Source organism: Lysobacter sp. DMC104 (assembly GCF_056313665.1).
Window position 1 is genome coordinate 45674 of the sequence record NZ_JBQUZW010000014.1, and the last position, 13424, is coordinate 59097.

At 68.6% G+C, this 13424-nt stretch carries 12 protein-coding genes; 3 read left to right on the forward strand and 9 right to left on the reverse strand.

Translation table 11 applies throughout. The features are described 5' to 3' along the window. The first annotated feature begins 148 nt into the window (after positions 1-148). Genes ACT53R_RS16580 through ACT53R_RS16590 form a run of 3 tightly spaced genes read left to right on the forward strand, consistent with a single transcriptional unit; the run spans position 149 to position 2900 of the window. Positions 149-1639 carry a CoA-acylating methylmalonate-semialdehyde dehydrogenase gene (locus ACT53R_RS16580; RefSeq protein WP_476173021.1) on the forward strand — a complete coding sequence of 497 codons (1491 nt, stop codon included), beginning with the start codon at positions 149-151 and terminating at the stop codon, positions 1637-1639. 12 nt (positions 1640-1651) lie between these two features. After that, the gene (locus ACT53R_RS16585) at positions 1652-2197 is read left to right on the forward strand and encodes a hypothetical protein (protein WP_476173022.1); all 546 of its coding nucleotides are present in this window, start codon (positions 1652-1654) and stop codon (positions 2195-2197) included. A gap of 10 nt (positions 2198-2207) precedes the next feature. Further along, the gene (locus ACT53R_RS16590; RefSeq protein WP_476173023.1) at positions 2208-2900 is read left to right on the forward strand and encodes an SIR2 family NAD-dependent protein deacylase; all 693 of its coding nucleotides are present in this window, start codon (positions 2208-2210) and stop codon (positions 2898-2900) included. 31 nt (positions 2901-2931) lie between these two features. On the opposite strand, the gene ACT53R_RS16595 is transcribed toward ACT53R_RS16590, so the two are convergent. The 9 genes from ACT53R_RS16595 to ACT53R_RS16635 all read right to left on the reverse strand — a co-directional run bounded on the left by ACT53R_RS16595 (position 2932) and on the right by ACT53R_RS16635 (position 13421). Continuing rightward, positions 2932-3384, reverse strand: a complete 453-nt coding sequence (locus tag ACT53R_RS16595; RefSeq protein WP_476173024.1) for a hypothetical protein — start codon at positions 3382-3384, stop codon at positions 2932-2934. Further along, positions 3381-4178 (reverse strand): DUF3142 domain-containing protein, encoded by a 798-nt coding sequence (locus ACT53R_RS16600; RefSeq protein WP_476173025.1) that lies wholly within the window; start codon positions 4176-4178, stop codon positions 3381-3383. The genes ACT53R_RS16595 and ACT53R_RS16600 overlap by 4 nt, the downstream gene beginning before the upstream one ends. A gap of 14 nt (positions 4179-4192) precedes the next feature. Further along, positions 4193-6310 (reverse strand): PA5441 family protein, encoded by a 2118-nt coding sequence (locus ACT53R_RS16605; RefSeq protein ID WP_476173026.1) that lies wholly within the window; start codon positions 6308-6310, stop codon positions 4193-4195. A gap of 154 nt (positions 6311-6464) precedes the next feature. Then, positions 6465-7826 carry an NAD-dependent succinate-semialdehyde dehydrogenase gene (locus ACT53R_RS16610; protein ID WP_476173027.1) on the reverse strand — a complete coding sequence of 454 codons (1362 nt, stop codon included), beginning with the start codon at positions 7824-7826 and terminating at the stop codon, positions 6465-6467. 38 nt (positions 7827-7864) lie between these two features. Next, a complete protein-coding gene (locus tag ACT53R_RS16615; protein ID WP_476173028.1) occupies positions 7865-8719 on the reverse strand; it encodes an ABC transporter permease subunit in 855 nt (284 codons plus the stop codon). Then, positions 8716-9627, reverse strand: coding sequence for an ABC transporter permease subunit (locus tag ACT53R_RS16620; RefSeq protein ID WP_476173029.1), 912 nt, complete (start codon positions 9625-9627; stop codon positions 8716-8718). Before ACT53R_RS16620 ends, ACT53R_RS16615 begins: the two co-directional genes overlap by 4 nt. Then, positions 9624-10763: an ABC transporter ATP-binding protein gene (locus ACT53R_RS16625; protein WP_476173030.1), complete on the reverse strand. Its 1140-nt coding sequence runs from the start codon at positions 10761-10763 to the stop codon at positions 9624-9626. The genes ACT53R_RS16620 and ACT53R_RS16625 overlap by 4 nt, the downstream gene beginning before the upstream one ends. A gap of 54 nt (positions 10764-10817) precedes the next feature. Continuing rightward, positions 10818-11963 (reverse strand): polyamine ABC transporter substrate-binding protein, encoded by a 1146-nt coding sequence (locus ACT53R_RS16630; RefSeq protein WP_476173031.1) that lies wholly within the window; start codon positions 11961-11963, stop codon positions 10818-10820. Between the two features lie 90 nt (positions 11964-12053). Further along, entirely contained in the window at positions 12054-13421 is a 1368-nt protein-coding gene (locus ACT53R_RS16635; protein WP_476173032.1) for an aspartate aminotransferase family protein, read from the reverse strand. Between the last annotated feature and the right edge of the window lie 3 nt (positions 13422-13424).

Consider the following 13424-nt stretch of genomic DNA (forward strand, 5'->3'; position numbering starts at 1 on the left):
ATGCGGGAGTTCCTTCTCCTCGCATGCGGGGAGAAGACGTCGAAGGCGGATGAGGGGCGCTCTACCGAAACCTGATCAAGCCATGTCGCGGAAGCGATGACGGACACGATCGACGTTTGAAGAGAGGTTCAATCCGATGTCAGCTTCCGTGTCCACCGTCCCCCACTGCATCGCCGGTGCCCACACCGCCGGCCGTTCCGACCGCCAGGCCGACGTCTTCGACCCCGCCACCGGCGCGGTCACGAAGCGCGTGCCGCTGGCCTCCGTCGACGACGTGCAGGCTGCGGTCGATGCCGCAGCCGCGGCCTTCCCCGCCTGGGCCGAGACCACGCCGCTCAATCGCGCGCGGGTCATGTTCCGCTTCAAGGACCTGCTGGAGCGCCACGCCGGCGACCTCGCCGCGATCATCACCGCCGAGCACGGCAAGGTGCTGTCCGACGCACGCGGCGAAGTGACCCGCGGCCTGGAAGTGGTCGAGTTCGCCTGCGGCATCCCGCACCTGCTCAAGGGCGAGCATTCGATGAACGTCGGCCGCGAGGTCGATTCGTGGACCGAGTACGCGCCGCTGGGCGTCGTCGCGGGCATCACGCCGTTCAATTTCCCGGCGATGGTGCCGCTGTGGATGTTCCCGGTCGCCCTCGCCTGCGGCAACACCTTCGTGCTGAAGCCGTCGGAGCGCGATCCGTCCGCCGCGAATTTCATGGCCGACCTGCTGAAGCAGGCCGGGCTGCCCGACGGCGTGTTCAACGTCGTCCACGGCGACAAGGTTGCGGTCGATGCGCTGCTCGACGCGCCGCGCGTGCAGGCAATCAGCTTCGTCGGCTCCACGCCGATCGCCGAATACATCTATGCCCGCGGCAGCGCCAACGGCAAGCGCGTGCAGGCGCTGGGCGGCGCCAAAAACCACATGGTCGTGCTGCCCGACGCCGACCTCGACGGCGCGGTCTCCGCGCTGCTCGGTGCCGGCTACGGTTCCGCCGGCGAACGCTGCATGGCGATCTCCGTTGCGGTCTGTGTCGGCGATGCCACCGCGGACGCGCTGGTCGCGAAGCTGGCACCGAAGGTGGCCGCGCTGAAGATCGGCCCCGGCTGCCTGGATCCGGAAATGGGTCCGCTGGTCACCGGCACGCATCGCGACAAGGTCCGCAGCTACGTCGACGCCGGCGTCGCCGAAGGCGCGACGCTGGTCGTCGACGGCCGCGGCCATGCGGTGGATGGCCACGCCGACGGCTTCTTCCTCGGCGGCTGCCTGTTCGATCGCGTCACGCCCGACATGTCGATCTACCGCGAGGAGATCTTCGGCCCGGTGCTGAGCGTGGTGCGCGCGCCGGATTTCGAGGCCGCGCTGAAACTCGTGAACGAACACGAATACGGCAACGGCACCGCGATCTTCACCCGCGACGGCGGCGCCGCGCGCGCGTTCGCGCACCGCGTGCAGGCCGGCATGGTCGGCGTGAACGTGCCGATCCCGGTGCCGATGGCCTTCCACAGCTTCGGCGGCTGGAAGCGCTCGATCTTCGGCCCGCTGCACGTCCACGGCCCCGACGGCGTGCGCTTCTACACGCGATTGAAGACCATCACCGCGCGCTGGCCCGACGACGTGCGCCACGCGGAATTCGTGATGCCGACGATGAAGTGAGCGGAGATCGTGATGAGGCAAGATCGATGCAACGTCGTGCATACACGAACACTGTTTGCCGTCTTGCTTGCGTCGTTGACGACGATGCCCCTCTCGCTTTCCGCAAGGCCACCCGCGGGATCCGATCCCGGCACACGCACACGGCAGTTCATCGAGTACCACAAGACGACCGGGCCAAAGCGCGATGCTCGCGGCATGGCGGCATTGCGCCGCCAGCTTTCGCCGGGTTTCTACCGTGCCGTCGACGCGGCTTTCAGGGAAGATCGCGAAACGTCGGCGCAGGATTCCACGGCCAAGCCGCCCCACGCCGATTTCACCTTCATCTGTTCCGACGGCTCCTACGACGGCTACAGGATTTCGTCGGTACGCCAGGTTTCGCCTTCGTCCGAATGGGTCGTTGTTTCGTTCCACGACCTTTATCAAGGCGAGACCTACCGCTGGAAGGATCGCTATCGCTGGATTCGCACGCAGGCCGGCTGGCGGCTCGACGACATCGACTGCGAAATCGATCGCCCCGGTGGCCGCCACTCCAAGCGCAAGGCGATCGACCATGGTTGACGGAAAGCGCATGCATCCGAAGAAGATCGTCATCCTTTCCGGCGCAGGCGTCAGCGCCGAAAGCGGCCTGCCCACGTTCCGCGACGCCGACGGGCTGTGGCGCAACCACGACTGGCGCGCGCTGGCGAGTCCGGAAGGCTGGCGCAGGCATCCGGACGTCGTGCTCGAGTTCTACAACGAACGCCGCGCCCGCGCCGCCGAAGCGCAGCCGAACGCCGCGCACCGCGCGATCGCCGCACTGGAATCGAAATACGAGGTCGTGGTCGTCACCCAGAACGTCGACGACCTGCACGAGCGCGGCGGCTCCACGCAGGTCGTGCACCTGCACGGCGAACTGGCGTGGGCGCGGGGCACCTCGCCGCGTCGCCTGCGCCGTCGCATCGACGCCGCGCCGATCCACCTCGGCGACCTGTGCGACGACGGCACCCAACTGCGGCCGGATATCGTCTGGTTCGGCGAGGACGTGCCGATGATGGACGTCGCCGCACGTCACGTGACCGAAGCGGCGAAGGTGCTGGTCGTCGGCACCTCGCTGTCGGTGTATCCCGCCGCCTCGCTGACCCGCTACGCCAGCCCGACCGCGGAGAAGGTCGTGTGCGCGTTCGAGGTCGATGACCTGCCATGGGGCTTCCGCATGCTGCGCGGCCCGGCGACGGAGATCGTGCCGGGGCTGGTGCGGGAGTGGTTGGCGCAAGCCGGCTGACCGCGCGTCATCGCAGGTGCCGGCATCCTGCTCACAGTCCCCGATCGACCCGGAACACCGAGAACCCGGCCGGGTCGGTCTGGCCGGCGACGGGGGCGTAGCGGCCATCGGGTTCGCGGACGAGGAAGAACAGCAGTGTCTGCGCGTCGTCGCGATGGAAGTCGAGCAGCAGCGGGCCGTTGACCAGCGGCTGTCCGGGATTCGCCAACCGGTAGTGATGCAGCACCACCGTTGCGTCCGGCGCCCCCTTCAGCCAGGCCTGCACGCGCAGCGGCGTGTTCACGCCGACCGCGGGCACGTCGGGCTGCAGGCCGGGCAGCGTGATGCGTTCGTCGGTGTCGGTCGTGGCCTGCGCGGTCGCGATCATCACCGCGTCGGCACGGTCGTAAAGCGCCTGATAGCCGGGCGTCGCGATCAGCCGCGCGGACGCCATGCCGGGCAGGCCGCAAGACAGGAGCAGCAGCAACGACAGGATGCGGGTCATGGCGGACGGCCTCGGCTGGATCGGGGATCGGTCGGATCGACAACGTCCGTTCCGGCTCGCCGGGGTTGCCCGGGCCGCGGGTTGAGGAGGAACACGACGTAGCCGCGGAACTGCGGATGCCGGGCCAGCGCCGGTGGTGGCGTCCACTCGCCGCCCTGCAGCAGGCCGATGCGGAACGGCACGCGCAACCGATCGAGGCGCGCGAGGTACGCCGCATAGCCGGGGATCACGTGCCGGCCCTGGTAGATCTGCAGCACGATCTCGTCGACGACGCCGGCCAGCGCGTCGAGGCCCGCGGGATCGCCGTTCGCGCTCCAGTCGAGCAGGCCGGTGATGCCGAGCCGGCAGTCCGCCGGCAAGCGGCGGCGCAGATCGCGCAGGAAAGTGGCGTATTCGTCGAGGTGGCGCGTGCGCGCGTCGAAGTCGATCTGCACGCCGACCACGCGATTGCCCGCGGCACGCCAGCGTTGCAGCCGCGCCAGCACCTGCGCGTGGACCGCAGGCGTCCAGCGCAGCGTCTGCACGCGGTAGACCATCCACACGTCGGCATGGCGCACGCGCGGTAGTGCGGCACGCTGGGCCGCGAGCCGCATCGACGGCGTCGCCTGCACTTCGCCGTCGAGCAGGTAGAGCGTCTTCGCGCGTGCCAGCGCGGGCTGCGGTTTGACGCCGGCCCACAGCCAGAACGCCTCGTAGTGCGCGGCGTCGACGTGCGCCGTGGCGTCGCCGGGAGCCGCCAGCGCCGATCCCGACGACAGCAGCCCGGCCAGCAGCAGCGCCGCGAACCGGCGCACGGCGCCGCGCGGCCTCACCAGAAGTACTGCAGCGACTGCGCCCACGGCGAGGTCGGGAATTCGCTCTTGAGGCGCTTGAACCACGCCTTGCGCGTCGCGACCGGCACGTCCTCGCCGCCGCAGTCGTTCGAGCCCGACGGCGCGTAGCAGTGCACGGCGCGATACAGCGCGTAGGCGCGATCCTGCGGCGCCGCGGCGGCGTCGGCCATCACGCGCTGGTAGATCGCCTGCCGAGCGAACGGTTTGCCGGGGAATTGCGTCGGCGTGCCGCCGAGTTCGCCCGCCGCCGGCTGGCGGTCGAGCACGAACCCGTCGTAGCCGTTGAGCCGCGCGAATTCGCCCAGGCACAGCGACGCGTGGACATCATTCGGCGTCTTCGCCAGCGTCGTCGCCACGTCGAGCAGCGACGGGCAGCGATAGCCTTCCTTCGTGCCTGTCCACGCGTAATCGCCCAGCGGCGGCGCCTGTTCGAGCTTGAAGTAGCGGTCCGGCTCGGCGGTCGGCGGCGGCAGCGCGCCCTTCGCCGCGGCGAGGAAATCGGCGTAGCGGCCGCGGGTCAGCGACTTGTAGAGCAGCACGTAGCGGGCGACGTTGCGTTCGCGTGGGGTCGCGGTCGTGTCGGCGACGCGCGCGCGCAGCAGGTCCGGACCGGCGACGTTGACGAGCAGGAGCTCGCGCAGCTCCGGATCGGTGACCGGCGAGCCGGCCGCGAACACGCGCTCGGGATGGCCATGGCGCGCATCGTGCATCGCCAATGCGACCTGCAGGGTTTCGCTCTGGAGCGGTGCGGTCGCCTGCGGGAACAGCGCAACCAGCGCATCGCGCGCCTTCGGGTCGTCGAGGCGATCCAGCGCCAACGCACGCAGCGCGCGCCGGCTGAATTCCAGCGTGTCGAGCGCGCCGCCCTTGCCCGCGTCCGCGGCCGGGAGGCGTTCCAGCGCGGCCTTCGGCGAATCCTCGACGAAGAACGCGTAGGCCGCGAGCAGGTAGTCGTGCATGCCCGGCATCGCGGCGAAGCGCGCGCGCTGGGCCATCAGTTCGTCACGGCCGAGGTCGCGCTTGCCGGTGTCGCCGTTGCGGCGCATGCGGCGGAGATCGTCGATCGCCAGCAGCACCGGGCCGGCGGATTCGAGCCGGTACGCCTCGGCCGGCAGCTTGGCGTCGATTTCCTGCGCGAGGTCGAGATCCGGCAGGTTGCGCTGCACGGCGTCGGCCTGCTCGATCTGCGCGCGGTAGGCGGCGGCGAGCTTCACGTGGTCCTGGCCCAGCCAGTACACGCGGCGCAGCAGGCCCTGCGCCGACGCGGCATAGGCGCCGCGCGGATAGTCGTGCAGGTAGTCCTTGAGCGCGGCCTCGGCCTTGCCCAACGCGGCCCGATCCATTTTATCGAACACGAGTTCGCCGTATTCGCCGAACCCGTTGGCCTGCGCCGCGAGCGCCCAGGTGCGGCCGACCATGTAACGCGCGGCCTCGCGCACCCACGGCTGCTTCGACTTCGCCAGCGCGATGAAGGATGCGGTGTCGTAGTCGTCGGCGTAGAACGCTGCGGCGGCCTTGAGGTAGGCCAGGAACGCCTTGCCCGACGCCGAGCGGATCGCATCGTCGAGTGCGGGATCGAGCGGCACGACCGGCTTGTCGCCGTCGGTGGTGCAGGCGTTGGTCTGGCGGCGCGCGGCGGTCAGACGTTCGCGCTCGTCGGCGCTGACGCCGGTGTCAGCGGCGAGCGCGGCGACGAAGGCTTCGGTGCCGGCGTCGTTGCTGACGCACACCGTGCCCTCGCCCTGCAGCACCCAGCCCGACGGCTCGTCGCCAGTGGTGCCTGCTGGCCCGATCCGGCCGACGAAGTCTTCCCACGACAGCGGCACCGGCAGGGCCGGCGCCTGCAACGGCTCGCGCTTCGGTGGATACGTGCGCAGGCCGCCGTGGCGATCGGCCATCAGCAGCACGAGGTTGATGCGGGTGTCGTTGGCCGGCGTCAGCACCGCGGTGCCGGCGCAGCCGTAGCCGTAGTCGTCGTTGACTGCCACCACCGCCGGGACGCAGCCCCAGTCGCCGCTGGCGCGCGCGATGGACGGAGCGAAGGGCAACAGCAGCGCGGCGGCGGCCGCGAACGCAAGCGGAGCAAGACGCATGGGAACTCCTGTGGGGATGCGAGCGATGACGCGGCTGCGTCGGCACGACGCGACGGTCGTCGCATTTTCGCTCGTCCCCCCACGCCTTGCACAGCACCGATCGCACCGGCTGCGCTGCGCGCCGACGATCGGCGCGCAGCGCAGCCGGCCTGTCTCAGGCGACGTACACCGTCTTGATGTTCATGAACTCGTGGATGCCGTGCTCGGCGAGTTCGCGACCGAAGCCGGAGGTCTTGGTGCCGCCGAACGGCAGGCGCACGTCGCTGCGCACGATCGCGTTGACGAAGGTCGCGCCCGCCTGCAGCTTGCGCGCGACCGCTTCGCCGCGGGCGAGGTCGCGCGTCCACACGCTGGCGCCGAGGCCGAAGTCGGTGTCGTTCGCGAGGCTGACGGCGTCGGCGTCGTCGCGGGCGCGCAGGATCGCCGCAGCCGGGCCGAACAGTTCCTCGTCGTACGCCGGCATGCCGGGCACCACGTGATCGAGGATCGTCGCCGGATAGTGGCAGGCGCCCTCGCCCGGCGTGCCGCCGAGCAGCAGTGTGGCGCCGGCGTCGACGCTGCGCCGCACCTGCGCGTGGATCTCGTCGCGCAGGTCGGCACGGGCCATCGGCGCGAGCGTGGTGGCGTCGGCCATCGGGTCGCCGATGGCGAGTTTCGACGCCGCCTCGACGAAGCGCTGCACGAACGCATCGGCGATGCCGGGCGTCACGATGAAGCGCTTGGCGGCGATGCAGGTCTGGCCGGCGTTGCCGAAGCGCGAGGAAATCGCGGCCGGGATGGTGACGTCGAGATCGGCGTCGTCCAGCACCACGAACGGATCGCTGCCGCCCAGCTCCATCACGCATTTCTTGAGGTTCCGGCCGGCGGTGGACGCGACCGAGCGGCCGGCGCGATCGCTGCCGGTCAGGGTCACGGCCTTCACCCGCGGATCGGCGATGACCTTCCCCGCCATCTCGTTGTCGATGTGCAGCACGCCGAATACACCGTCGGGCACGCCGGCCTCGCGCAGCACGCGCGCGATGGCGTCGGCGCAGCGCGGCACGTTGGTGGCGTGCTTGAGCACGGCCACGTTCCCGGCCATCAGGCCCGGCGCGAGGAAGCGGAACACCTGCCAGATCGGGAAGTTCCACGGCATCACCGCGAACACGCAGCCCAGCGGCTCGTAGGTGACGTAGCTGCGCCTGGCTTCGGTGGCGATGGCGCTGTCGCGCAGGTAGTCGATGGCGTGGTCGGCGTAGTACTCGCAGGCGCCGGCGGATTTCTCGATCTCGGCCAGCGCCTCGCGGCGCAGCTTGCCCACGTCGGCGGACATGATCGCGGCGATCGCCTCGCGCTCGTCGCGCAGGCGGGCCGCGACTGCGCGCAGCAGCGCGCCGCGGTCGTCGAGCGGGCGCGCGGCCCAGGCGGGTGCGGCCGCGGCGGCGCGTGCGAGGATGGCCTCGACCTCGGCCTCGCCGATGTAGTCGTAACGGTAGTCGGCCTGGCCGGTCCAGGGGTGGGTGAGCGTGACGGTCATGGTGCGTGTCTCCGGGGGCGTGCGTTCCGTGCGGCGCCCTACTCCGCGTTCGACTGGAGCGCCAGCTGGATGTCGCGCTGGCGGCGCTTTTCCTCGCGATACATCAGCCACCAGCCGATGGCCGCAGCCACCGACACCGCGAGCACCATCAGCGTGGCGAGCGCGTTGATCTTCGGGCTGAGGCCCAGGCGCACCGACGAGAACACCTTCATCGGCAGCGTGGTCGAGTTGGGGCCGGCGACGAAGCTGGCGATCACCACGTCGTCCAGCGACAGCGTGAAGGCGAGCAGCCAGCCCGACACCAGCGCCGGCGCGACGATCGGCAGCGTGATCAGGAAGAAGACCTTGATGCGGTTCGCGCCGAGGTCCATCGCCGCTTCTTCCAGCGACTTGTCCAGTTCGGCCAGGCGCGAGGACACCACCACGGTCACGAACGACAGCGTGAAGGTGACGTGCGCGATCCAGATCGAGACCACCCCCTTGGGCGCGATGCCGACCGAGCCCGCCACCGACACCAGCATCAGCAGGATCGACAGGCCGGTGATGACTTCGGGCATCACCAGCGGCGCGGTGATCATCGCCCCGAACACGGTCTTGCTGGGGAACTGGCGCATGCGCGTCATCGCCAGCGCGGCCATGGTGCCCAGCACCACCGAGGTCGTGGCGGTCCAGAACGCGACCCGCAGGCTGACCCACGCGGCGTCGAGCATCGCCTGGTCGCGGACCAGCTCGCCGTACCACTTGAACGAGAAGCCCGACCACACCGAGGCCAGCCGCGACTCGTTGAACGAGTAGACGATCAGCACCACGATCGGCACGTACAGGAACGCGAAGCCGAGCGTCAGGATGCTCCAGCGCAGGACGCGTGCGCCGGGGGCGGAGACGCCGCTCATGCCAGCCGTCCTTCCAGCTCGCGCTGCTGCACTCGGTTGAAGATCAGGATCGGGACCAGCAGCATGATCAGCATCACGATCGCCACCGCCGAGGCCACCGGCCAGTCGCGGTTGTTGAAGAACTCGTTCCACATCACGCGGCCGATCATCAGCGTGTCCGGGCCGCCCAGCATCTCGGGGATCACGAACTCGCCGACCGCCGGGATCATCACCAGCATGCAGCCGGCGATGATGCCGCCACGCGACATGGGCAGCGTGATCTTCAGGAACGCTTTCCACGGCCGTGCGCCGAGGTCGTAGGCGGCTTCCAGCAGGCGGTGGTCGAACTTCACCAGGTTGGTGTATAGCGGCAGCACCATGAACGGCAGGTAGCAGTAGACGATGCCGATGTAGGTCGCGAGCGGCGTGTTGAGGATGCGCAGCGGCTCGGAAATCACCCCGATGCCAGTCAGCAGGTTGTTGAGCAGGCCGTTGCTGTCGAGGATGCCGATCCAGGCGTAGACGCGGATCAGGAACGAGGTCCACGACGGCAGCACCACCAGCATCATCGCGATGTTGCGCGAGGACGTGGACATCCGCGAGATGACGTAGGCCATCGGGTAGCCGATGAGCAGCGTCAGCAGCGTCGAGATCGCGGCGATCTTCAGCGAGCTGGCGTAGGCCAGCAGGTACTGGCTGTCGGAGAACAGCACCTTGTAATTGGTGAGGTTGAGCTTGAGCAGGACCTCGTCCTGCACGAATTCGAGGATCGGCGTGTACGGCGGCTGCGCGATCGCCAGCTTGGCGAACGAGATCTTCAGCACGATCAGGAACGGCACCGCGAAGAACAGCAGCAGCCACAGGTACGGGACCGAGATCACCGCCCAGCGCGGGCCCGGCAGGAAGCGCTTGAAGGCGGCGATCTTCATGAGGTGAGCACCACCCCTTCGTTGTCGCCCCACGACACCCAGACCTCGTCGCCCCAGGTCATGCCCTCGCTGGCCCAGCGCTGCTGGTTGGCGAAGTTCGCCATCACCCGGTAGCCGCTGGGCAGGCGCACGTGGAACACCGAATGGCTGCCGAAGTAGGCGATGTCCTCGATCCGGCCCTGCGCCTTGTTGTACGGCTGGTCCGGCTCTTCCTTGCTGATGACGACCTTCTCGGGACGCACGCCGTAGCCGACTTCCTGGCCTTCGTAGCCGGTCACGCCGTGGCCGACGTAGATCGGCACCGACAGCGACGGCGAGGCGATGGTGATGTAGTCGGCGTGGTCTTCCTCGATGCGGCCGTCGAACATGTTGATCGAGCCGATGAACTCCGCGGCGAAGCGGCTGGTCGGCGATTCGTAGATCTCGTCCGGCGTGCCGACCTGGCGGATGCGGCCGGCGTCCATCAGCGCGATGCGGGTGGCCATGGTCATGGCCTCTTCCTGGTCGTGGGTGACCATCACGCAGGTCACGCCGGACTTCTCGATGATGTCGACGAGTTCCAGCTGCATCTGCGAGCGCAGCTTCTTGTCCAGCGCGCCCATCGGTTCGTCGAGCAGGAGCAGCTTCGGGCCCTTCGCGAGCGAGCGCGCCAGCGCGACGCGCTGCTGCTGGCCGCCGGAGAGCTGGTGCGGCTTGCGCCGCGCGAGCTTGCCCAGTTGCACCATCGCCAGCATCTCGTCGACGCGCTTGCGGATCGCGTCCTTGCCCAGACCGTCCTGCTTCAGGCCGAAGGCAATGTTCTGTTCCACCGTCATGTGCGGGAACAGCGCGTAGGACTGGAACATCATGTTGATCGGCCGCTCGTAGGGCGGCAGGCCGTTCATCACCTGGCCGTCGAGGTAGATCTTGCCGGAGGACGGCGTCTCGAACCCGGCGAGGCAGCGCAGCAGCGTCGACTTGCCGCAGCCGGATCCGCCCAGCAGCGCGAAGATCTCGCCCTGGCGGATGCTCAGGTTGGTGTCATCCACGGCGACGAAGCCGTCGAACTCCTTGCGCACGTCCACGATCCGGACGTAGTGGTCGGCACCGGGTTTCGCGGCGCCGGTCTGCGGTCGTTCGTTGGCGACTGCGGCCATGGGCGTTCCTCGGGAATGCGGCGGGGCGGACATCGCTGCCCGCCCCGCGGTCGGTCAATGGCCGGTCTTGAGCTGGGTCCAGATCCGGGTGTACTGGCGGTCGACTTCCGGCGGCACGATCGCGAAGGTGAAGAGCTTCGCGCGCACGTCGTCCGGCGGATAGATCGTCGGGTCGCTCGTGATCTCCGGCTTCACCAGCGCCGTCGACTTCACGTTGATGTTCGGATAGCTGACGAAGTTGGAGTTGTCGGCGGCGACCTGCGGTTCCAGCAGGTAGTTGATGAAGGCGAGCGCGTTCTCGGGATGCTTGGCGTCCTTCGGGATCGCCAGCATGTCGAACCACAGCGGCGCGCCTTCCTTCGGGATCGAATAGGCGATGTGCACGCCGTTCTTCGCTTCCTCGGCACGGTCGCGGGCCTGGATGATGTCGCCCGACCAGCCGACGACGAGGCAGGTGCTGCCCTTCGCCATCGAGTCGATGTACTGCGAGGAATGGAAATTGGTGATGTAGGGGCGGATCGACTTCAGCAGCGCCGCGGCCTTGTCGATGACGGCCGGGTCGTGGCTGTTCGGATCTTCGCCGAGGTAGTTCAGCGCGATCGGGATCAGCTCGGACGGCGTGTCCAGCAGGGTCACGCCGCAGTCCTTGAGCTTGGCGATGTTCTCGGGCTTGAACACGAGGTCCCAGCTGTTGGCGACGTCGGTGGTGCCGAAGGCAGCCTTCACCTTGTCGACGTTGTAACCGATGCCGGTGGTGCCCCACAGATACGGCACGGCGTACTTGTTGTCCGGATCCTGCAGCGCGATGCGCTTCATCATCTCCGGATCGAGGTTGGCGAGGTTCGGGATCTTCGACTTGTCCAGCGGCATGAACACGCCGGCCTGGATCTGGCGGCCGAGGAAGTTGAGCGTCGGCACCACGATGTCGTAGCCGGACGAGCCCGCGAGCAGCTTGGTCTCGACGATCTCGTTGCTGTCGAACACGTCGTAGACCACCTTCACGCCGGTCTTCTTCTCGAAGCCCGGGATGGTGCTCTCGGCGATGTAGTCCGACCAGTTGTAGACGTTGAGGAGCTTCTCCTCGCCGCCGGCCGGCGCCTTGCCGTCGCCGGTCGCGGCGTTGCCGCCTTCGGGCTTGCCGCCACCGCAGGCGGCCAGCATGCAGACGGCGATGGACACTCCCAGCAATCGCAGTTTCATGACGCGCTTACCTCCGCCCCGGGGGGCTCAGATGGGTGAATGGTCGGACGCATCCGATTAGGGCACAGATCGCGGGCCGGCGGAAGCGGATCAGGCGATGCCGATCGCGTCCGCGGTCTCGTCGAGCGACTTCCATGCCTTCTCGAACAGTTCGTCCACCTGCGTCCGATCCAGGATCAGAGGCGGCGACAGCAGCATTGAATCATAGGTGGCGCGCAGGATCAGCCCGTTGCGCAGCGCGTTGTCGCGACACATCACGCCGACCGTCCCGCGCTCGTCGAAGAACCGGCGCTCGCCCTTGCGCGGCACCAGTTCCAGCGCGCCGACCATGCCGGCGATGCGGGCCTCGCCGACCAGCCGGTGTTCGCCCAGTTCGGCCCAGCGCTGCGCCAGGTACGGGGCGATCTCGTCGCGGGCGCGTTCGACGATCCGCTCTTCCTGCAGGATGCGGATGTTCTCCAGCGCCACCGCCGTGCACACGGGGTGGCCCGAGTACGTGCAGCCGTGGGCCAGTTCGCCGCCCTGCGTCTTGAGCACGCCGGCGACGCGGTCGTTGAACATCGCCGCGCCCAGCGGGATGTAGCCGGAGGTGATGCCCTTGGCGAGGGTCATCACGTCTGGGGTGATGCCGAAGTACTGCGAGCCGAACCACTCGCCGGTGCGGCCGAACCCGCAGATCACTTCGTCGGCGATCAGCAGCACGTCGTACTGGCGACAGATCCGCTCGATCTCCGGCCAGTAGGTCATCGGCGGGATGTAGACGCCGATCGCGCCCATGATCGGTTCGCCGATGAAGGCGGCGACGCGCTCCGGCCCGAGTTCGAGGATCTTCGCCTCCAGCCGGCGCGCGGCGAGCAGGCCGTATTCCTCGGGCGAGAGGTCGCCGCCGTCGGCGAACCAGAACGGCGGATCGATGTGGTGGATGTCGGGGATCGGCAGCCCGCCCTGCTTGTGCATGCTGGCCATGCCGCCGAGGCTGGCGCCGGCCATCGTGGTGCCGTGGTAGCCGTTGTGGCGGCCGATGAAGATGTTCTTCTGCGGCTTGTCCTGCACCGCCCAGAAATGGCGGACCAGGCGCAGGATGGTGTCGTTGGCCTCGGAACCGGAGTTGGTGAAGAAGGCGTGGTTGAGGTCGGCCGGCGTGAGTTCGGCGAGCTTGGCCGAGAGTTCGATTGTCGGCTCGACCGTGCACTGGAAGAAGCTGTTGTAGTAGGCCAGCCGGTCCATCTGCTTGCGCGCGGCCTCGCCCAGTTCGCGGCGGCCGTAGCCGAGGTTCACGCACCACAGCCCGGCAAAGGCGTCCAGCAGCTTGTGGCCTTCGGCGTCCCAGACGTAGGCGCCCTCGCCCTTCACGAGGATGCGGGTACCCTTTTTCGCCAGCGCGGCGTTGTCGTTGAACGGGTGCAGGTGGTGCTCGGCGTCGAGCTGCTGCAGGCGGGCGATGTCGGCGTGGTCCATGGG